This window comes from Bacillus sp. Bwzl_19, from assembly GCF_054900515.1.
Window position 1 is genome coordinate 113,075 of sequence record NZ_CM142729.1, and the last position, 20,267, is coordinate 133,341.

Genomic DNA, 20,267 nt, shown 5'->3' on the forward strand with positions numbered 1-20,267 from the left:
GACCATTACAGAAAGAATCTTCATCGGCTGAGAGAGATTCATGCGTCATGTTTTAGAAGTGCGCCCTTAAGACCTTTGAAGAACATTTCTGCGGAAATCAGTATTTAAAGGCGGCCGCCGCCGTTACCGGCTTTTAAGTTGGGAAAACAGCATTTTGTTTTTCAAACAGAGTGGAACCGCGCGGTAAAAGCGTCTCTGTCATGTTTACATGCAGAGGCGCTTTTTTTATAGGCGGAAAAATAGACTGGAGCGGGGAGAGAATGGGGGGAAGCATGTGTTTTTTAAAATGCTAAAAGAAGACATAGATACAGTGTTCGATCAAGATCCGGCAGCAAGAAGCTATTTCGAAGTTGTTTTAACTTATTCTGGTTTACATGCTATATGGGCGCATCGGATTGCACATGCTTTATATAAACGGAGGTTTTTCTTCCTTGCGCGGCTGATATCGCAGATTGCCCGTTTCTTTACCGGTATTGAAATCCATCCCGGCGCGACCATCGGGAGAAGATTTTTCATTGACCACGGTATGGGGGTCGTCATAGGGGAAACGTGTGAAATCGGCAATAACGTGACGGTTTTCCAAGGTGTCACTCTCGGGGGAACGGGAAAAGAAAAGGGAAAGCGGCATCCGACCATTAAAGATGATGCTTTAATTGCAACAGGGGCGAAGGTGCTCGGCTCTATAACAGTCGGGCAAGGTTCTAAAGTAGGGGCCGGCTCCGTTGTGCTGCGTGATGTTCCCGACTTTTCAACCGTTGTCGGCATACCGGGAAAAGTCGTCATTCAGAACGGAAGAAAAATCAAACGCGATCTCAATCACCAAGACTTGCCCGATCCGGTTGCTGACCGGTTTAGAGCATTGGAGCAGCAGATTTTTGAGCTGCAGGCTGAACTGGAAGATAAAAAAGAAAGGATCAACCAAAAATGACCATTACACTTTATAATACATTGACACGGAAAAAGGAAACATTCGTTCCTCTTGAGGAAGGAAAAGTAAAAATGTACGTGTGCGGACCGACTGTATACAACTATATTCATATCGGAAACGCCCGTCCGGCGATTGTGTATGACACCGTACGCAACTATTTGGAATATAAAGGGTACGACGTTCAATATGTATCGAATTTCACCGATGTTGACGACAAACTGATTAAAGCCGCCAACGAGCTCGGCGAGGACGTTCCGACCGTTTCTGAGCGGTTCATTAAAGCGTATTTTGAAGACGTGGGCGCCCTCGGATGCCGGAAAGCAGATCTTCACCCTCGGGTTATGGAGAACATGGACGCCATTATTGAATTTGTCAGCGAGCTGATTAAAAAAGGCTACGCTTATGAATCAGAAGGCGACGTCTATTTCAAAACAAGAGCCTTCGAAGGCTACGGCAAGCTATCTCAGCAATCAATTGATGAACTCAGATCTGGAGCGCGTATCCGTGTCGGTGAGAAGAAAGAGGATGCGCTGGACTTTGCTCTTTGGAAAGCCGCCAAAGACGGAGAAATCTCATGGGATAGCCCTTGGGGAAAAGGCCGCCCAGGCTGGCATATTGAATGCTCCGCAATGGTGAAAAAGTATTTGGGTGACGAGATCGATATTCATGCCGGCGGTCAGGACCTGACATTCCCGCACCATGAAAATGAAATCGCACAATCCGAAGCATTGACAGGCAAGACATTCGCAAAATACTGGCTTCACAACGGTTATATCAATATAGATAATGAGAAAATGTCAAAATCGCTCGGCAACTTTGTTTTGGTGCACGATATCATTAAGCAATATGACCCGCAGCTGCTGAGATTTTTCATGCTGTCCGTTCATTACCGCCACCCGATCAACTATTCGGAGGAGCTGCTTGAGAAAACAAAAAACGCGTTTAACCGCTTGAAGACGGCCTACAGTAATTTAAACCATCGTTTGATTAGCAGCACGAATCTGACTGACAATGATGATGAATGGCTCGCTAAAATCGAAGAGCACCGCACGGCATTTGAAGAAGCAATGGATGATGACTTTAATACGGCGAATGCGATTTCCGTATGGTTTGATTTAGCGAAGCTCGCCAATTACTACATGCAGGAGGACAATACGGCGGATCACGTCATTAAAGCCTTTATCAGCATGTTTGACAGAATCGGATCTGTTCTCGGACTTACGCTCGGTGAAGAAGAGCTTGTCGATGAAGAAATTGAAGAATTGATTGAGAAGAGAAATGAAGCCCGCCGTAATCGCGATTTTGCTTTATCCGACCAGATTCGCGATCAGCTGAAAAGCATGAATATCATTCTTGAGGATACGGCTCAGGGAACTCGCTGGAAGCGGGGAGAGTAAGCGGATGCTTCAATTTGAACAAATCAAAGATTCAAAGCAGTTAAACGGTCTTGCGCTCGCTTATATGGGTGATGCCATTTTTGAAATATATGTCCGGCATCACCTGCTTAAGCAGGGCCATACGAAACCGAATGACCTTCATAAGAAAGCAAGCCGGATTGTATCGGCAAAATCACAGGCAGACATTCTTTTCCGCCTTCAGGACGAATCCTTTTTCACGGAAGAAGAGGAAGCCGTGCTGAGAAGAGGAAGAAACGCGAAATCAGGGACGACACCTAAAAACACAGATGTACAGACGTACCGCCATAGTACAGCTTTTGAGGCTTTGCTCGGATATCTTTTTCTTGAGAAAAGAGAAGAAAGACTGGATCAGCTGATTACTGAGGCTTTACAAGTCGGGACGTCAGGGAGGAAAACAAATGAGTCAGCAACATGATTACGTCATAGGAAAAAACGCAGTGATTGAGACGTTAAAGTCTGATCGCAAGCTGTACAAGTTATGGATGGCGGAAAACACAGTAAAAGGACAGGCGCAGCAAGTTATTGAGCTTGCGAAAAAACAAGGCATCACTATCCAATTTGTACCGAGGAAAAAACTCGATCAGATGGTGGAGGGGCAGCATCAGGGAGTTGTCGCCCAGGTGGCGGCATATGAATATGCACAATTAGACGAATTATATAAAAGAGCGGAAGAGAGAAACGAACAGCCTTTCTTTCTCATATTGGACGAGCTGGAAGACCCTCATAACCTCGGATCTATCATGAGAACGGCTGATGCCGTCGGCGCACACGGCATCGTTATTCCGAAACGCAGAGCGGTCGGTCTGACTGCGACGGTCGCAAAAGCATCGACCGGTGCCATTGAACACATTCCCGTCGTGAAGGTGACCAACCTTGCCCGGACACTTGATGAAATGAAGGAGCGGGGCATTTGGGTTGTCGGAACGGATGCATCCGCCCGGGAAGACTACCGCTCTATGGACGGCAAGATGCCTTTGGCGCTTGTTATCGGAAGCGAAGGAAGAGGAATGGGCCGCCTTGTGAAAGAGAAATGTGATTTTCTCATTAAACTTCCGATGGCCGGAAAAGTCACGTCTCTGAATGCGTCAGTAGCGGCCGGCCTTCTGATGTATGAAGTCTACCGGAAACGCAATCCTTTAGGGGAATAAAGACCGATGGACATCCTATTAGTAGACGGATACAACATGATAGGAGCTTGGCCGCAGCTAAAGGATTTAAAAGCGAACAGTTTTGAAGAAGCGAGAGATGTGCTGATTCAGAAGATGGCGGAATATCAGTCATACACGGGAATCAAAGTCATTGTGGTGTTTGACGCACATCTGGTAAAAGGCATAGAGAAAAAACACACGAATCACAGAGTCGAAGTGATTTTTACACGGGAGAATGAAACGGCGGATGAGCGGATCGAGAAGCTTGCCCAGGCGCTGAATAATATCGCGACACAGATTCATGTCGCGACCTCTGATTATACGGAGCAATGGGCGATTTTCGGACAAGGGGCTCTCCGCAAATCCGCCCGGGAGCTGCTGAGGGAAGTTGATGCGATAGAACGCCGGATTCAAAGGCGGGTCTCAAAGATCACTTCCGAAAAACCCCCGGGTAAAATCGAGCTGTCCGAAGAGGTTTTGAAAACGTTTGAAAAGTGGCGTCGCGGCGGCCTGGATTAGGTTGACGCTTTTTCGCCCATTAATGTATAATATTTCTATCTACGTGCGCCGGGGGGATCGCAGTGAATCTACAGAACAACAAGGGAAAATTTAACAAAGTGCAGTTTTGCCAGTTGGAGGACGAGCAGGTCATTGAAAAGGTTCATGTTGGGGATAGTGATGCGTTAGATTACTTGATTACGAAGTACCGTAATTTTGTACGGGCGAAAGCCAGGTCTTATTTTTTAATAGGGGCTGACAGAGAAGATATTGTACAGGAAGGGATGATAGGCTTATATAAGTCTATCCGAGACTTTAGAGAGGACAAGCTCACTTCATTTAAAGCTTTTGCAGAATTATGCATTACCCGCCAGATTATTACCGCTATAAAGACAGCTACCCGTCAGAAACACATTCCTTTAAATTCCTATGTTTCTTTAGACAAGCCTATTTTTGATGAAGAATCAGACAGAACACTGCTTGATGTCATCTCAGGCGCTAAAACGTTAAATCCTGAAGAAATGATTATTAATCAGGAAGAATTTGATGATATTGAAATGAAAATGGGAGAACTGCTGAGCGATCTGGAGAGAAAGGTGCTTGTTTTGTATTTAGACGGAAGAAGTTACCAAGAAATTTCAGATGACTTAAACCGACACGTAAAATCAATCGATAATGCCTTGCAGCGTGTAAAGCGCAAGCTTGAGAAGTATTTAGAAATAAGAGAAATCAGCATGTAGCGGGTTTCTGTGTCATATTGACAGAATTTTTCTGACTGTGCTATTTTATTAAGATAAATGAATGTCTATTTAGGAAAAGGTGTAACGATATGAGAAAAAAGATTACGCTGGCATGCAAAACATGCGGGAATCGTAATTATACGACAATGAAAAGCTCTGCATCAGCGGCTGAGCGGTTAGAAGTTAAGAAGTACTGCAGCACTTGCAATTCACATACAGCTCATTTAGAAACAAAATAGTGTTCGCTTTTTAAATTGTGGAGGTCTTTTACATGCGCATGATGAGTTTCTTTAAAGATGTTGGGAAAGAAATGAAAAAGGTTAGCTGGCCAAAAGGCAAAGAGTTAACGCGCTATACGATCACGGTGATTTCAACGGTTATCTTTTTTGTTATCTTTTTTGCCCTCCTTGATACAGGAATTTCTCAATTAATTCGTTTAATAGTTGAATAATGATCAGCAATACGTGCTATAATAGATCATAATATCGTTTGCCAAAACCCGTTCAGCGGGTTTTTTATTGTGTTGAAAAAAAGGATTCATAGGCTCTGCGCCTATTTTTTGTTTTACACTTCATTTTTAAATGCGGGGAGGGAAGGACTGCAGAGTCCTGATAGAATGGAAAAGAATTGGTATGTTGTTCATACGTATTCCGGTTATGAAAACAAAGTAAAAGCAAACCTTGAAAAACGTGTGGAATCAATGGGAATGCAGGATAAAATTTTCCGCGTGGTCGTTCCTGAAGAAGAAGAGACTGATATTAAGAACGGCAAGAAAAAAGTAGTCAAAAAGAAAGTATTCCCGGGTTATGTGCTTGTTGAAATCGTCATGACTGATGATTCATGGTATGTGGTCCGCAACACGCCGGGCGTTACCGGATTCGTCGGATCAGCCGGTTCAGGCTCAAAACCGACTCCGCTTTTACCCGGCGAAGCGGAAGCCATCTTAAAACGGATGGGCATGGACGAGCGGAAAACAGACATTGATTTTGAATTGAATGAGACAGTCAAAGTCATAGACGGACCATTCGCCAACTTTACAGGATCAATTGAAGAGATTGATTATGATAAGAGCAAAGTGAAGGTATTCGTTAACATGTTCGGCCGTGAAACACCTGTTGAACTGGAATTTACCCAGATCGACAAATTGTAATGTGAAAAAACTTGAAATTGCTATATATTAATGATAATATAGCAAAGGTACGTCTTGGACTAATCCAAGGCAGCTAGCTTGATATTTCGTCATTCATATAAAGAATGAAACCTTGAGTGGGAGGGTTTACCCTATTACCACATCACGGACTTAAGGAGGTGTGTCTCGTGGCTAAAAAAGTAGTAAAAGTTGTAAAATTGCAAATTCCTGCTGGAAAAGCTAACCCAGCGCCGCCAGTTGGACCTGCACTAGGTCAAGCCGGTGTAAATATCATGGGATTCTGTAAGGAGTTTAACGCTCGTACAGCTGACCAAGCTGGTTTAATCATTCCTGTTGAAATTTCGGTTTACGAAGACCGTTCATTTACATTTATTACAAAAACTCCGCCTGCTGCAGTATTGCTTAAAAAAGCAGCTGGAATTGAGTCTGGTTCTGGTGAACCAAACCGTAATAAAGTGGCAACCGTTAAGCGCGATAAGGTTCGCGAAATCGCTGAAACGAAAATGCCTGACTTAAACGCAGCAGACGTTGAAGCGGCAATGCGCATGGTTGAAGGTACTGCCCGCAGTATGGGTATCGTTATCGAGGATTAATTTGTTTCTTGTCGGGTTGCGAGTTTTCACAAGTTCGCAACCCTTATTCGTGGGAGGTTATTCCGCTATAACCACATAAGGAGGAAATTTTAAAATGGCTAAAAAAGGTAAAAAGTACGTTGAAGCTGCGAAGCTTGTAGACCGTGCAAAAGCTTACGACGTCGCTGAAGCAGTGGCGCTTACTAAAAAAACAAACACAGCTAAATTCGACGCTACAGTTGAAGTTGCTTTTCGTTTAGGGGTTGACCCTCGTAAAAACGATCAGCAAATCCGCGGTGCAGTCGTTCTTCCTAACGGAACTGGTAAAACTCAGCGTGTGCTTGTATTCGCTAAAGGCGAAAAAGCAAAAGAAGCTGAAGCTGCCGGTGCAGACTACGTAGGCGATTCTGATTACATCACGAAAATCCAGCAAGGCTGGTTCGAATTTGATGTAATCGTTGCGACTCCTGACATGATGGGTGAAGTCGGTAAAATCGGCCGTGTGCTTGGACCAAAAGGTCTTATGCCAAACCCTAAAACAGGAACTGTTACATTCGAAGTAGAAAAAGCAATCGGCGAAATCAAAGCTGGTAAAGTTGAATACCGCGTTGATAAAGCTGGTAACATCCATGTTCCAATCGGAAAAGTTTCTTTCGAGGATGAAAAACTTGTTGAGAACTTCACAACAATGTATGATACAATCCTGAAAGCAAAACCGGCTGCGGCTAAAGGTGTTTACGTGAAAAACGTTGCTGTTACTTCTACTATGGGCCCTGGTGTCAAAGTAGACGCTTCTACTTTCAACGTAAAATAATATTTGACTTTAGATCAGCATTCTGATATGATTCAAAATGTTGTAAAATATAATATGTCATTTATACCGTAGACAGCAGGGGCCGTTGTGGCTTAATATCCTGCCGAGGTGTATATATATCACAGCTATTACGTTACGTATGCTTGTATATACAGCCTCCATGTCCACATGGAGGCTTTTTATATGGAATCGTCGTCACAGTCGTGATCACCTAGCGGTATAAGTGTTACACAAAATCTACAGGAGGTGTAACCATGAGCAGCGCAATTGAAACAAAAAAAGTTGTTGTTGAAGAGATTGCTTCTAAACTGAAAGAAAGCAAATCAACGATCATCGTTGACTACCGCGGACTTAACGTTTCTGAAGTAACTGAACTCCGTAAACAGCTTCGCGAAGCTAATGTAGAGTTCAAAGTGTACAAAAACACAATGACTCGCCGTGCGGTTGAACAAGCTGAACTTGATGGTTTGAATGATGTCTTAACTGGACCGAATGCGATCGCATTCAGTACTGAAGATGTTGTCGCTCCAGCGAAAGTTCTTAACGAGTTCGCGAAAAACCACGAAGCTCTGGAAATCAAAGCGGGCGTTATCGAAGGTAAAGTATCTTCTGTTGAAGAAGTGAAAGCTCTTGCTGAACTTCCTTCACGCGATGGCTTACTTTCTATGTTGCTTAGCGTACTTCAAGCTCCAGTTCGCAACCTTGCACTTGCAGCTAAAGCAGTTGCAGACCAAAAGGAAGAACAAGGCGCTTAATCTGATTTTAACCTAAAATAAAACAAATGGAGGAATTTCAAATGGCTTTAAATATCGAAGAAATCATTGCTTCCGTTAAAGAAGCAACTGTACTTGAATTGAACGACCTAGTAAAAGCAATCGAAGAAGAATTTGGCGTAACTGCTGCTGCTCCTGTAGCTGTAGCTGGCGGAGCTGCTGCTGGCGGCGCTGCTGAAGAGCAAAGCGAATTCGACCTTATCCTTGCTGGTGCAGGTTCTCAGAAAATCAAAGTTATCAAAGTTGTTCGTGAAATCACTGGTCTTGGCTTGAAAGAAGCTAAAGAACTTGTTGACAACACTCCAAAACCACTTAAAGAAGGTATTGCGAAAGAAGAAGCTGAAGAGCTTAAAGCTAAACTTGAAGAAGTTGGCGCTTCTGTAGAAGTTAAGTAATCTTCACTTGCCTGTAGGGGAAGCTCGCTTTTATGAGGCGGGCTTTTTCTTTGCTTTTCTTTAAGTGCAATTAAAAAAGGAGGTTCTAATAATGAGTGAACACTATTATTCAGAAAAACCTTCAGTTAAAAGCGATAAACAGACATGGTCATTTACACTGCGGAACAGATCTTATACATTCACAAGTGACAGCGGCGTTTTCTCAAAAAAGGAAGTTGATTTCGGTTCGCGTGTCTTAATTGAAGCGTTTGAAGAGCCTGAGATTGACGGTGACTTCCTGGATGCAGGCTGCGGTTACGGGCCGATTGGTCTGTCGCTTGCCGGTGAATTTACAGACCGGACCGTGCACATGATTGACGTGAATGAAAGAGCCGTAGAGCTGTCAAATGAAAATGCAGAAAAAAACGGAATAAAAAACGTCCGGATTTATCAGAGTGATTTATTTTCAAATATTGATTCTGCTCAAACATTTGCTTCGATTATTACAAACCCCCCAATCCGCGCCGGAAAAAAAGTTGTCCATGCCATTTTTGAAAAAAGCGCTGAGCATTTAAGGGCTTCAGGTGAATTGTGGATCGTTATACAGAAAAAACAGGGCGGGCCTTCTGCCGTTGAAAAACTGAAGGAACTTTTTGACGAAGTTTCTGTCGTTCAAAAAAAGAAAGGCTATTATATCATAAAAGCAAAAAAAGTTTGACTTGAATTTTCAGCTATGTTAATATTGTAAAATGCCAATGTATATATTTTGCATGATATGCTGAATAATCATAGTGCATGTATAAATTATACAAACATGGAAATGCTAATATAATCGGTATTTGTTTTTGGATGTGGTTTTCTTAATTAGAAACCCTTTTTTCTTTTGTCTTGTAAAAGTATTTCTTCATTGTAAGGGATGCTTATTACACATATAATACGCATGATTTGAGGGGTGAATCAGTTGACAGGTCAACTAGTTCAGTATGGACGACACCGCCAGCGCAGAAGCTATGCTCGCATTAGCGAAGTGTTAGAATTACCAAATCTCATTGAAATTCAAACCTCTTCTTATCAGTGGTTTCTTGATGAGGGTCTTAGAGAGATGTTTCAAGACATATCACCAATTGAGGATTTCACTGGTAACCTCTCTCTTGAGTTCATTGACTACAGTTTAGGAGATCCTAAGTATCCCGTTGAAGAGTCAAAAGAACGTGATGTGACTTACTCAGCTCCGCTAAGAGTGAAGGTTCGTTTAATTAACAAAGAAACTGGAGAGGTAAAAGACCAGGATGTCTTCATGGGTGATTTCCCTATTATGACAGATACCGGTACTTTTATCATCAACGGTGCAGAACGTGTTATCGTATCTCAGCTTGTTCGGTCTCCAAGTGTATATTTCAGTGGTAAAGTAGACAAAAACGGTAAAAAAGGTTTTACCGCGACTGTCATTCCAAACCGTGGCGCATGGTTAGAATACGAAACTGATGCGAAAGATGTTGTGTATGTCCGCATTGATCGCACACGTAAGTTGCCGGTTACGGTTCTTTTGCGTGCTCTCGGCTTCGGTTCCGACCAAGAGATTCTCGATCTCATTGGAGAGAACGAATATCTCCGCAATACACTGGATAAGGACAACACTGAAAACAGTGACAAAGCGCTTCTTGAAATCTATGAGCGCCTTCGTCCCGGAGAGCCGCCTACAGTAGAAAACGCAAAGAGCTTGCTGGATTCCCGTTTCTTCGATCCGAAGCGATACGACCTTGCTAATGTAGGACGCTATAAAATTAATAAAAAGCTTCATATCAAGAACCGCCTGTTTAACCAGCGCCTTGCAGAAACACTGGTGGATCCTGAAACCGGTGAAATTCTCGCTGAAAAAGGGCAGATTCTTGACAGAAGAACACTTGATAAAGTACTGCCATACTTAGAAAATGGAATCGGCTTCAGAAAACTTTATCCTAACGGCGGCGTAGTTGAGGATGAAGTGATGCTTCAATCCATTAAAATCTATGCTCCTACTGATGCAGAAGGAGAGCAGACGATCAACGTGATCGGTAATGCTTATATTGAAGAGGCGATTAAAAACATTACGCCTGCTGATATTATTTCTTCTATCAGCTACTTCTTCAACCTCCTGCACGGAGTGGGCGACACTGATGATATCGACCATCTCGGAAACCGCCGTCTGCGTTCTGTAGGTGAACTCCTGCAAAACCAATTCCGTATCGGTTTAAGCCGGATGGAACGTGTCGTACGTGAAAGAATGTCAATTCAAGACACAAACACAATCACGCCGCAGCAGCTGATTAACATCAGACCTGTTATTGCGTCTATTAAAGAGTTCTTCGGAAGCTCACAGCTTTCTCAATTCATGGATCAGACGAACCCGCTTGCTGAATTGACGCATAAACGCCGTCTGTCAGCTCTCGGACCGGGCGGTTTGACGCGTGAGCGTGCAGGTATGGAAGTACGTGACGTTCACTACTCTCACTATGGACGTATGTGTCCAATTGAAACGCCTGAGGGCCCGAACATCGGTTTGATCAACTCATTGTCATCATTTGCGAAAGTAAACCGCTTTGGTTTCATTGAGACGCCATACCGCCGGGTTGATCCTGAAACAGGAAAAGTAACGCCTAGAATCGACTACCTGACTGCTGATGAAGAGGATAACTATGTCGTAGCCCAAGCGAACGCTAAGCTGAGCGATGACGGTTCTTTCTTGGATGACAGCATCGTAGCCCGTTTCAGAGGGGAAAACACCGTTGTAGCCCGCAACCGCGTGGATTACATGGACGTATCTCCTAAACAGGTTGTATCTGCTGCTACAGCATGTATTCCGTTCTTAGAAAACGATGACTCGAACCGCGCCCTCATGGGAGCGAACATGCAGCGTCAGGCTGTGCCTTTGATGCAGCCGGAAGCTCCGATCGTCGGAACGGGTATGGAATACGTATCCGGTAAAGACTCCGGTGCAGCCGTTATTTGTAAACACCCTGGTATCGTTGAACGGGTGGAAGCGAAAAACGTATGGGTGCGCCGCTATGAAGAAATTGACGGTCAAAAAGTAAAAGGCAACCTGGATAAGTACAGCTTGTTGAAATTTGTCCGCTCCAACCAAGGTACGTGCTACAACCAGCGTCCGATCGTCAGTGTCGGTGATGAAGTAGTCAAAGGAGAAATCCTTGCTGACGGCCCTTCAATGGAGCTGGGTGAGCTTGCTCTCGGCCGCAACGTAATGGTCGGCTTCATGACATGGGATGGTTATAACTATGAGGATGCCATCATCATGAGTGAACGTCTTGTGAAAGATGATGTATACACATCTATTCACATTGAAGAATATGAATCAGAAGCACGTGATACAAAGCTTGGACCGGAAGAGATCACCCGCGATATTCCAAACGTAGGGGAAGATGCGCTTCGCAACCTTGATGACCGCGGAATTATCCGTATCGGTGCGGAAGTCAACGACGGAGACCTTCTCGTAGGTAAAGTAACGCCTAAAGGTGTAACTGAGCTTACGGCTGAAGAGCGCCTTCTGCATGCAATCTTTGGAGAAAAAGCGCGTGAAGTCCGTGATACTTCTCTCCGTGTGCCTCATGGCGGCGGCGGTATTATCCACGACGTAAAAGTCTTCAACCGTGAAGACGGAGACGAACTTCCTCCGGGCGTGAACCAGCTTGTACGCGTATATATCGTTCAGAAACGTAAGATTTCTGAAGGGGATAAAATGGCCGGACGTCACGGAAACAAAGGGGTTATCTCGAAGATTCTTCCTGAAGAAGATATGCCTTACCTTCCTGACGGCACGCCGATCGATATCATGCTTAACCCGCTGGGTGTACCATCCCGTATGAATATCGGTCAGGTATTAGAACTTCACATGGGTATGGCTGCCCGCTACCTCGGCATTCACATCGCGTCACCTGTATTTGACGGCGCGCGTGAAGAAGACGTGTGGGAAACACTTGAAGAAGCAGGCATGTCAAGAGACGCCAAAACAGTTCTTTATGACGGCCGTACGGGAGAACCGTTCGACAACCGTGTATCTGTCGGAATCATGTACATGATCAAACTGGCACACATGGTTGATGATAAACTTCATGCCCGTTCTACAGGCCCTTACTCACTTGTTACGCAGCAGCCTCTCGGAGGTAAAGCCCAATTCGGCGGACAGCGTTTCGGTGAGATGGAGGTTTGGGCGCTTGAAGCTTACGGCGCAGCTTACACGCTTCAAGAAATCCTGACTGTGAAGTCTGATGACGTGGTCGGACGTGTGAAAACATATGAAGCCATCGTCAAAGGCGATAATGTTCCAGAGCCTGGTGTTCCGGAATCATTCAAAGTATTGATCAAAGAGCTTCAAAGCTTAGGTATGGATGTAAAAATCCTCTCAAGTGATGAAGAAGAAATAGAAATGAGAGATCTAGAAGACGAAGAAGATGCGAAACAAGCTGACGGCCTTGCATTATCAGGTGATGAAGCGCCGGAAGAAACAGCATCTCCAGACGTTGAACGTGACGCAGTAACTAAAGAATAGTCTCTGATTGATAAAGGCAAGTGACATCGGTTAATCCGAAGATAAAAAGGGAGGTAGGCCCCTTGCTAGATGTGAACAATTTTGAGTATATGAACATCGGTCTTGCTTCACCGGATAAAATCCGTTCATGGTCTTTTGGTGAAGTGAAAAAGCCTGAAACGATAAACTATCGTACGTTGAAACCTGAAAAGGACGGCCTGTTCTGCGAACGCATTTTCGGACCGACTAAGGACTGGGAATGTCATTGCGGCAAGTACAAGCGGGTTCGTTATAAAGGCGTAGTTTGTGACCGTTGCGGAGTTGAAGTAACGCGGGCTAAAGTCCGTCGTGAGAGAATGGGGCATATTGAACTGGCTGCCCCGGTTTCTCACATTTGGTATTTCAAAGGTATTCCGAGCCGTATGGGTCTTGTATTGGATATGTCACCGCGTGCGCTGGAAGAAGTCATTTACTTTGCTTCTTACGTCGTAACTGACCCGGCCAATACACCGCTCGAAAAGAAACAGCTTTTATCTGAAAAGGAATACCGTGCGTATCTGGATAAGTACGGAAACAAATTCCAAGCCTCTATGGGCGCGGAAGCCATTAATAAACTTCTGCAGGACATCGACCTCGTCAAAGAAGTTGATATGTTAAAAGAAGAGCTGAAAACCTCTCAAGGACAGCGCCGTACGCGTGCGATCAAACGCCTTGAAGTGCTTGAAGCCTTCCGTAATTCAGGAAACAAGCCGTCTTGGATGATCCTCGATGTGCTTCCGGTTATTCCGCCTGAGTTAAGACCGATGGTTCAGCTTGACGGCGGACGTTTCGCAACGTCTGACCTGAACGACCTTTACCGTCGTGTCATCAACCGTAACAACCGTTTAAAACGTCTGTTAGACCTCGGTGCTCCTAGCATCATCGTTCAGAACGAAAAACGTATGCTTCAGGAAGCAGTCGATGCTCTGATTGACAACGGACGCCGCGGCCGTCCGGTTACCGGACCGGGTAACCGTCCGCTCAAATCTCTTTCTCATATGCTGAAAGGGAAACAAGGGCGTTTCCGTCAGAACCTTCTCGGTAAACGTGTAGACTACTCAGGACGTTCCGTTATCGTCGTAGGTCCGCATCTGAAAATGTATCAGTGCGGATTGCCGAAGGAAATGGCGCTTGAGCTCTTCAAGCCATTCGTTATGAAAGAGCTTGTTGAAAAAGGTCTTGCTCACAACATCAAGAGCGCAAAACGCAAAATCGAACGCGTGCAGCCTGAAGTATGGGATGTACTTGAATCTGTCATTAAGGAGCATCCGGTCTTACTGAACCGTGCCCCTACGCTTCACAGATTAGGTATCCAGGCTTTCGAACCTACGCTTGTTGAAGGACGCGCCATCCGTCTTCACCCGTTAGTATGTACAGCTTATAACGCTGACTTTGACGGTGACCAAATGGCGGTTCACGTACCTTTATCAGCTGAGGCTCAAGCTGAGGCGCGCATTCTGATGCTTGCGGCTCAAAACATCTTGAACCCTAAAGATGGTAAACCGGTTGTTACGCCGTCTCAGGATATGGTATTAGGAAACTACTACCTGACGCTTGAGCGCGCCGGAGCAGTCGGCGAAGGTATGGTCTTCAAAAATACGGACGAAGCGCTTCTTGCTTATCAAAACGGATATGTTCACCTTCATACGAGAGTAGCCGTTGCGGCGAACTCCCTGAAGAATGTGACATTTACGGATGAGCAGCGTTCAAAACTGTTAATTACAACAGTCGGTAAGCTGGTCTTCAATGAAATTCTTCCTGAGTCATTCCCTTACATGAATGAGCCGTCGAAGAGCAACATTGAAGAGAAAACACCTGATCGTTTCTTCTTAGATAAAGGTGCTGACGTAAAAGCTGTGATTGCAGAGCAGCCGATCAACGCACCGTTTAAAAAAGGTATTCTGGGTAAAATCATCGCGGAAATCTTTAAACGATTCCATATCACGGAAACGTCTAAAATGCTTGACCGCATGAAAAACCTCGGTTTCAGATATTCAACGAAAGCCGGCATCACAGTAGGGGTTTCTGATATCGTCGTTCTCGATGATAAGCAGGAAATTCTTGAAGAAGCACAAAGCAAAGTTGATAATGTCATGAAACAGTTCAGACGCGGTTTAATCACTGAAGAAGAACGTTATGAAAGAGTTATTTCAATTTGGAGTTCAGCGAAGGACGTTATCCAAGGCAAACTGATGAAATCATTAGACGAAGTCAACCCGATTTACATGATGAGTGACTCAGGAGCCCGTGGTAACGCATCTAACTTTACGCAGCTTGCGGGTATGCGGGGTCTGATGGCCAACCCGGCTGGACGAATCATTGAATTGCCGATCAAATCAAGTTTCCGTGAAGGTCTGACAGTATTGGAGTACTTTATCTCCACTCACGGTGCGCGTAAAGGTCTTGCCGATACCGCCCTGAAAACAGCTGACTCAGGTTACCTGACACGCCGTCTTGTTGATGTTGCGCAGGATGTTATCATTCGTGAAACAGATTGCGGAACTGACCGCGGTATTCTTGCAAAACCGCTTAAAGAAGGTTCGGAAATCATCGAGCGTCTGGAAGAGCGTCTGATCGGACGTTTCGCCAGAAAACAGATCAAACATCCTGAAACGGGTGCTGTGCTCATTAACGAAAACGAATTGATCGATGAAGATAAAGCGCTGGAAATCGTTGAAGCAGGAATCGAAGAAGTGTGGATCCGTTCTGCGTTTACATGTAACACTCCTCATGGTGTATGTAAACGATGCTACGGACGAAACCTTGCAACCGGAACCGACGTTGAAGTCGGCGAAGCAGTAGGCATTATCGCCGCCCAATCTATCGGTGAGCCTGGAACACAGTTAACAATGCGTACGTTCCACACAGGCGGGGTTGCCGGAGACGATATCACACAAGGTCTTCCGCGTATCCAAGAGCTTTTCGAAGCGCGTAATCCGAAAGGTCAAGCGACGATTTCTGAAATTGACGGTACAATTGCCGAAATCAATGAAGTCCGCGACAAACAGCAGGAAATTGTTGTTCAGGGCGCTGTTGAGACACGTTCATACACGGCACCTTACAACTCACGCCTGAAAGTGGCTGAAGGTGATCAGATTACCCGCGGCCAAGTTCTGACAGAAGGCTCTATCGATCCGAAAGAACTTCTTAAAGTCACTGACCTGACAACGGTTCAAGAATATCTTCTGCATGAGGTTCAGAAGGTTTACCGTATGCAGGGGGTTGAAATCGGCGATAAACACGTAGAAGTAATGGTTCGCCAGATGCTTCGCAAAGTCCGTGTGATCGATGCTGGAGATACTGATGTTCTTCCTGGAACATTGCTTGATATTCACCAATTCACAGAAGCGAACAAGAAAGTGCTGCTTGAAGGCAATCGACCTGCTACAGGCCGTCCTGTCCTTCTCGGTATCACGAAAGCTTCACTTGAGACAGATTCATTCTTGTCTGCCGCATCATTCCAAGAAACAACACGCGTTCTTACAGATGCTGCGATTAAAGGCAAGCGTGATGAACTTCTCGGCCTGAAAGAGAATGTTATCATCGGTAAACTGGTTCCGGCCGGTACCGGTATGATGAATTACAGAAAAGTAAAACCTGTTTCAAACGTTCAGCCTGCGGAAGATATGGTTCCGGCTGAATAACATAAACTGCTGCGGGAAGGCTGTTTCGACAGCCTTTCCTCAGTATTACATTTATTCTTGCGGCGGACTGCACTAAAAAATGTCATACGATGTTGACATCCGTCCCGCAGAGTGATAATATAACCAAGGTGCTCGAAATAAAACCTGTTACTTTGGAGGATATGTTTATGTCTTATGATAAAGTATCACAGGCCAAATCAATTATTATTGGTACGAAGCAAACAGTGAAAGCTCTGAAACGAGGTTCAGTGAAGGAAGTCGTCGTGGCAAAAGACGCGGATTCAGTTCTTACGGCTGGCGTTATCCAGCTTGCAAAGAACCAAAACATCGCTGTCTGTATGGTGGATTCCATGAAAAAGCTCGGCAAAGCCTGCGGAATTGAAGTGGGAGCAGCAGCTGTTGCCATTATGTTATAGCGTACTTTTTGTTTTTATATAAGATTTCAATCTTGTGTAAAGACATTGTTTTTTGCCTAATGATGAACCACCTGGGTATGTGGGTTATAAAACGTAATGAAGGGAGGAACACAACATGCCTACAATTAATCAGCTAATTCGCAAGGGACGCGTGAGCAAAGTTGAAAACTCTAAGTCACCTGCACTAAACAAAGGATACAACAGCTTTAAAAAAGAGCACACTAACGTATCTTCTCCACAAAAACGCGGGGTATGTACTCGTGTGGGTACAATGACACCGAAAAAACCGAACTCAGCACTTCGTAAATATGCTCGTGTTCGTTTGACTAACGGAATCGAGGTTACTGCCTACATTCCTGGTATCGGTCACAACCTGCAAGAGCACAGCGTTGTACTGATCCGCGGCGGACGTGTAAAAGACTTACCGGGGGTACGCTACCACATCGTTCGTGGTGCGCTTGATACTGCCGGAGTTGAAAACCGTGCGCAAGGCCGTTCTAAATACGGTACTAAACGCCCTAAAGCAAAGTAATCAAATAAATCATTAAAACTATGAAGGGAGGATATTCAGATGCCACGTAAAGGTCCTGTAGCAAAAAGAGACGTTTTACCTGATCCGCTTTACAACTCTAAGCTTGTATCCCGCCTGATCAACAAAATGATGATCGACGGTAAAAAAGGTAAATCTCAAACAATCCTATACAAGTCATTCGATATCATTAAAGAACGCACTGGCAATGATGCAATGGAGGTTTTCGAACAAGCATTGAAAAACATCATGCCTGTACTTGAAGTAAAAGCACGCCGTGTAGGTGGAGCTAACTACCAAGTGCCTGTAGAAGTTCGTCCTGAACGCCGTACAACTCTTGGTCTTCGCTGGTTGGTTAACTATGCGCGTCTTCGCGGAGAAAAAACAATGGAAGAGCGCCTGGCTAACGAAATTCTTGATGCAGCTAACAACACTGGTGCTGCCGTTAAGAAACGTGAAGACACTCACAAGATGGCAGAAGCGAACAAAGCATTCGCTCACTACCGCTGGTAGGATTTATATAATCAAAACTACAATTCCCTAATAAGGAAGGAGAAATTACCCAATGGCAAGAGAGTTCTCCTTAGAAAAAACTCGTAATATCGGGATCATGGCTCACATCGATGCCGGTAAAACGACTACTACAGAACGGATCTTGTTCTACACAGGCCGTATCCACAAAATTGGCGAAACTCACGAAGGTGCTTCGCAAATGGACTGGATGGAGCAGGAGCAAGAACGCGGAATCACAATCACTTCTGCAGCAACAACTGCACAGTGGAAAGGTTACCGTGTAAACATCATCGATACACCGGGACACGTAGACTTCACAGTTGAAGTTGAACGTTCACTTCGTGTACTTGATGGTGCGGTTGCCGTACTTGATGCTCAATCAGGTGTTGAGCCTCAAACAGAAACAGTATGGCGTCAAGCAACAACTTACGGAGTACCGCGTGTCGTATTTGTCAACAAAATGGACAAAATCGGCGCAGACTTCCTTTACTCTGTAGGCACTCTGAGAGACCGTCTTCAAGCTAACGCTCACGCAATTCAATTGCCGATCGGTGCTGAAGACAACTTCGAAGGTATCATCGACTTAGTAGAAAACGTTGCGTATTTCTATGAAGATGACCTTGGAACTCGTTCAGATGCAAAAGAAATCCCTGAAGAGTACAAAGAGCAAGCTGAAGAGCTTCGCAGCAGCCTGATTGAAGCTGTAGCTGAGCTTGATGAAGAGCTTATGGAAAAGTACCTTGAGGGTGAAGAAATCACTATTCCTGAACTGAAAGCTGCTATCCGTAAAGGTACACTGAATGTTGAATTCTACCCTGTACTTGTTGGATCTGCTTTCAAAAACAAAGGTGTTCAGCTTGTACTTGATGCTGTTCTTGACTACCTTCCTGCGCCAACTGATGTTGCTGCAATCAAAGGTGTACGTCCTGACACAGATGAAGAGATCGTTCGTCATTCTTCTGATGAAGAGCCATTCTCTGCACTTGCATTTAAAGTTATGACTGACCCTTATGTCGGTAAGCTGACATTCTTCCGCGTATATTCCGGTACACTTGATTCCGGTTCATATGTAAAGAACTCTACAAAAGGCAAGCGTGAGCGCGTAGGACGTATCCTTCAAATGCACGCTAACAGCCGTGAAGAGATCTCTACTGTTTACGCTGGAGACATCGCAGCTGCTGTAGGTCTAAAAGATACTTCTACTGGAGATACTCTATGTGATGAGAAGGATCTTGTAATCCTTGAATCAATGGAATTCCCAGAGCCTGTTATCGACGTAGCGATTGAGCCTAAATCAAAAGCTGACCAAGATAAAATGGGTATCGCTTTAGCGAAACTTGCTGAAGAAGATCCTACATTCCGTACACAAACAAACCCTGAAACGGGTCAAACAATCATCTCTGGTATGGGTGAGCTTCACCTTGATATCATTGTTGATCGTATGAAGCGTGAGTTCAAAGTTGAAGCTAACGTTGGTGCTCCTCAAGTTGCGTACCGTGAGACATTCCGTACCGGTGCAAAAGTTGAAGGTAAATTCGTACGTCAATCAGGCGGACGCGGTCAGTTCGGTCACGTTTGGATCGAATTTGAACCGAACGAAGAAGGCGCTGGCTTTGAATTCGAAAACGCAATCGTCGGTGGTGTTGTTCCTCGTGAATACATCCCAGCCGTACAAGCAGGTCTTGAAGACTCTCTTGAAAATGGTGTCCTAGCCGGATTCCCGCTAATCGACATCAAGGCGAAACTTTTTGATGGATCTTACCATGATGTTGACTCAAACGAAATGGCGTTTAAAGTCGCTGCTTCTATGGCATTGAAAAATGCAGTCAGCAAATGTAACCCAGTTCTTCTTGAACCAATCATGAAAGTTGAAGTTGTTATTCCTGAAGAATACATGGGAGACATCATGGGTGATGTTACTTCTCGTCGCGGACGCGTAGAAGGTATGGAAGCTCGCGGTAACGCTCAAGTTGTGCGTGCGATGGTACCTCTTGCTGAAATGTTCGGTTACGCTACTGCCCTTCGTTCTAACACGCAAGGACGCGGTACGTTCACAATGTTCATGGATCACTACGAAGAAGTGCCGAAGAGCATCGCTGAAGAAATTATCAAAAAAAATAAAGGCGAATAATTGATTTTGCCACTTAACTCAAGTATAACTACTATTGTAAGATGAGGAAGTGAGAGCT

20 protein-coding genes and 2 other annotated features (1 of these 22 cut by a window edge) are annotated in these 20,267 nt (G+C 44.8%); all 20 genes read left to right on the top strand.

Translation table 11 applies throughout. The annotated features are described in order from the left end of the window. Positions 1-200 (top strand) — a binding site (T-box leader); it begins 34 nt to the left of the window's first position. A 74-nt stretch (positions 201-274) separates the two neighbouring features. The 20 genes from cysE to fusA all read left to right on the top strand — a co-directional run bounded on the left by cysE (position 275) and on the right by fusA (position 20,209). Then, positions 275-928: a serine O-acetyltransferase gene (gene cysE, locus ACW5MY_RS00615; RefSeq protein WP_003156410.1), complete on the top strand. Its 654-nt coding sequence runs from the start codon at positions 275-277 to the stop codon at positions 926-928. Beyond that, positions 925-2,325: a cysteine--tRNA ligase gene (cysS, locus tag ACW5MY_RS00620; RefSeq protein WP_013350799.1), complete on the top strand. Its 1,401-nt coding sequence runs from the start codon at positions 925-927 to the stop codon at positions 2,323-2,325. The genes cysE and cysS overlap by 4 nt, the downstream gene beginning before the upstream one ends. Before the next feature lie 4 nt (positions 2,326-2,329). Next, the gene (locus ACW5MY_RS00625; RefSeq protein ID WP_013350800.1) at positions 2,330-2,761 is read left to right on the top strand and encodes a Mini-ribonuclease 3; all 432 of its coding nucleotides are present in this window, start codon (positions 2,330-2,332) and stop codon (positions 2,759-2,761) included. After that, on the top strand, positions 2,745-3,494 hold the full coding sequence (gene rlmB, locus ACW5MY_RS00630; RefSeq protein WP_013350801.1) for a 23S rRNA (guanosine(2251)-2'-O)-methyltransferase RlmB: 750 nt from the start codon (positions 2,745-2,747) through the stop codon (positions 3,492-3,494). Before ACW5MY_RS00625 ends, rlmB begins: the two co-directional genes overlap by 17 nt. 6 nt (positions 3,495-3,500) lie before the next feature. After that, entirely contained in the window at positions 3,501-4,013 is a 513-nt protein-coding gene (gene rae1 / locus ACW5MY_RS00635) for a ribosome-dependent mRNA decay endonuclease Rae1/YacP (protein WP_013350802.1), read from the top strand. Between the two features lie 62 nt (positions 4,014-4,075). Further along, a complete protein-coding gene (gene sigH, locus ACW5MY_RS00640) occupies positions 4,076-4,732 on the top strand; it encodes an RNA polymerase sporulation sigma factor SigH (RefSeq protein ID WP_014469614.1) in 657 nt (218 codons plus the stop codon). Positions 4,733-4,821: 89 nt separating this feature from the next. Next, positions 4,822-4,971 (top strand): 50S ribosomal protein L33, encoded by a 150-nt coding sequence (gene rpmG, locus ACW5MY_RS00645; RefSeq protein ID WP_003156421.1) that lies wholly within the window; start codon positions 4,822-4,824, stop codon positions 4,969-4,971. A 32-nt stretch (positions 4,972-5,003) separates the two neighbouring features. Next, on the top strand, positions 5,004-5,183 hold the full coding sequence (secE, locus tag ACW5MY_RS00650; protein WP_003156422.1) for a preprotein translocase subunit SecE: 180 nt from the start codon (positions 5,004-5,006) through the stop codon (positions 5,181-5,183). Between the two features lie 165 nt (positions 5,184-5,348). Continuing rightward, positions 5,349-5,882 carry a transcription termination/antitermination protein NusG gene (gene nusG / locus ACW5MY_RS00655; RefSeq protein WP_013350804.1) on the top strand — a complete coding sequence of 178 codons (534 nt, stop codon included), beginning with the start codon at positions 5,349-5,351 and terminating at the stop codon, positions 5,880-5,882. A gap of 167 nt (positions 5,883-6,049) precedes the next feature. Next, on the top strand, positions 6,050-6,475 hold the full coding sequence (rplK, locus tag ACW5MY_RS00660) for a 50S ribosomal protein L11 (protein WP_003156430.1): 426 nt from the start codon (positions 6,050-6,052) through the stop codon (positions 6,473-6,475). Between the two features lie 94 nt (positions 6,476-6,569). After that, positions 6,570-7,268, top strand: a complete 699-nt coding sequence (gene rplA, locus ACW5MY_RS00665) for a 50S ribosomal protein L1 (RefSeq protein ID WP_045514073.1) — start codon at positions 6,570-6,572, stop codon at positions 7,266-7,268. Between the two features lie 48 nt (positions 7,269-7,316). Then, positions 7,317-7,459, top strand: a sequence feature (ribosomal protein L10 leader region). Between the two features lie 63 nt (positions 7,460-7,522). Further along, on the top strand, positions 7,523-8,023 hold the full coding sequence (gene rplJ / locus ACW5MY_RS00670; protein ID WP_013350806.1) for a 50S ribosomal protein L10: 501 nt from the start codon (positions 7,523-7,525) through the stop codon (positions 8,021-8,023). A gap of 41 nt (positions 8,024-8,064) precedes the next feature. Beyond that, positions 8,065-8,436 carry a 50S ribosomal protein L7/L12 gene (gene rplL, locus ACW5MY_RS00675; RefSeq protein ID WP_003156436.1) on the top strand — a complete coding sequence of 124 codons (372 nt, stop codon included), beginning with the start codon at positions 8,065-8,067 and terminating at the stop codon, positions 8,434-8,436. Positions 8,437-8,527: 91 nt separating this feature from the next. Next, a complete protein-coding gene (locus ACW5MY_RS00680) occupies positions 8,528-9,133 on the top strand; it encodes a class I SAM-dependent methyltransferase (protein ID WP_013350807.1) in 606 nt (201 codons plus the stop codon). Between the two features lie 243 nt (positions 9,134-9,376). After that, positions 9,377-12,958 (top strand): DNA-directed RNA polymerase subunit beta, encoded by a 3,582-nt coding sequence (gene rpoB / locus ACW5MY_RS00685; RefSeq protein WP_013350808.1) that lies wholly within the window; start codon positions 9,377-9,379, stop codon positions 12,956-12,958. A gap of 62 nt (positions 12,959-13,020) precedes the next feature. Further along, complete coding sequence (rpoC, locus tag ACW5MY_RS00690; RefSeq protein WP_289394082.1) at positions 13,021-16,620, top strand: DNA-directed RNA polymerase subunit beta'; 3,600 nt, start codon at positions 13,021-13,023, stop codon at positions 16,618-16,620. Positions 16,621-16,787: 167 nt separating this feature from the next. Further along, positions 16,788-17,036 carry a 50S ribosomal protein L7ae-like protein gene (locus tag ACW5MY_RS00695; protein WP_013350810.1) on the top strand — a complete coding sequence of 83 codons (249 nt, stop codon included), beginning with the start codon at positions 16,788-16,790 and terminating at the stop codon, positions 17,034-17,036. Between the two features lie 115 nt (positions 17,037-17,151). Continuing rightward, on the top strand, positions 17,152-17,568 hold the full coding sequence (gene rpsL / locus ACW5MY_RS00700; protein ID WP_003156445.1) for a 30S ribosomal protein S12: 417 nt from the start codon (positions 17,152-17,154) through the stop codon (positions 17,566-17,568). 39 nt (positions 17,569-17,607) lie between these two features. Beyond that, the gene (gene rpsG, locus ACW5MY_RS00705) at positions 17,608-18,078 is read left to right on the top strand and encodes a 30S ribosomal protein S7 (RefSeq protein WP_003156447.1); all 471 of its coding nucleotides are present in this window, start codon (positions 17,608-17,610) and stop codon (positions 18,076-18,078) included. Positions 18,079-18,130: 52 nt separating this feature from the next. Further along, complete coding sequence (gene fusA, locus ACW5MY_RS00710) at positions 18,131-20,209, top strand: elongation factor G (protein ID WP_007410399.1); 2,079 nt, start codon at positions 18,131-18,133, stop codon at positions 20,207-20,209. Positions 20,210-20,267: the final 58 nt, after the last annotated feature.

Coding starts and splice junctions, on each gene's coding strand:
- cysS (WP_013350799.1), top strand. CDS start 925: ATGACCATTACACTTTATAATACATTGACACGGAAAAAGGAAACATTC.
- ACW5MY_RS00625 (WP_013350800.1), top strand. CDS start 2,330: ATGCTTCAATTTGAACAAATCAAAGATTCAAAGCAGTTAAACGGTCTT.
- rlmB (WP_013350801.1), top strand. CDS start 2,745: ATGAGTCAGCAACATGATTACGTCATAGGAAAAAACGCAGTGATTGAG.
- rae1 (WP_013350802.1), top strand. CDS start 3,501: ATGGACATCCTATTAGTAGACGGATACAACATGATAGGAGCTTGGCCG.
- rpmG (WP_003156421.1), top strand. CDS start 4,822: ATGAGAAAAAAGATTACGCTGGCATGCAAAACATGCGGGAATCGTAAT.
- secE (WP_003156422.1), top strand. CDS start 5,004: ATGCGCATGATGAGTTTCTTTAAAGATGTTGGGAAAGAAATGAAAAAG.
- nusG (WP_013350804.1), top strand. CDS start 5,349: ATGGAAAAGAATTGGTATGTTGTTCATACGTATTCCGGTTATGAAAAC.
- rplA (WP_045514073.1), top strand. CDS start 6,570: ATGGCTAAAAAAGGTAAAAAGTACGTTGAAGCTGCGAAGCTTGTAGAC.
- rplJ (WP_013350806.1), top strand. CDS start 7,523: ATGAGCAGCGCAATTGAAACAAAAAAAGTTGTTGTTGAAGAGATTGCT.
- rplL (WP_003156436.1), top strand. CDS start 8,065: ATGGCTTTAAATATCGAAGAAATCATTGCTTCCGTTAAAGAAGCAACT.
- ACW5MY_RS00680 (WP_013350807.1), top strand. CDS start 8,528: ATGAGTGAACACTATTATTCAGAAAAACCTTCAGTTAAAAGCGATAAA.
- ACW5MY_RS00695 (WP_013350810.1), top strand. CDS start 16,788: ATGTCTTATGATAAAGTATCACAGGCCAAATCAATTATTATTGGTACG.
- rpsL (WP_003156445.1), top strand. CDS start 17,152: ATGCCTACAATTAATCAGCTAATTCGCAAGGGACGCGTGAGCAAAGTT.
- rpsG (WP_003156447.1), top strand. CDS start 17,608: ATGCCACGTAAAGGTCCTGTAGCAAAAAGAGACGTTTTACCTGATCCG.
- fusA (WP_007410399.1), top strand. CDS start 18,131: ATGGCAAGAGAGTTCTCCTTAGAAAAAACTCGTAATATCGGGATCATG.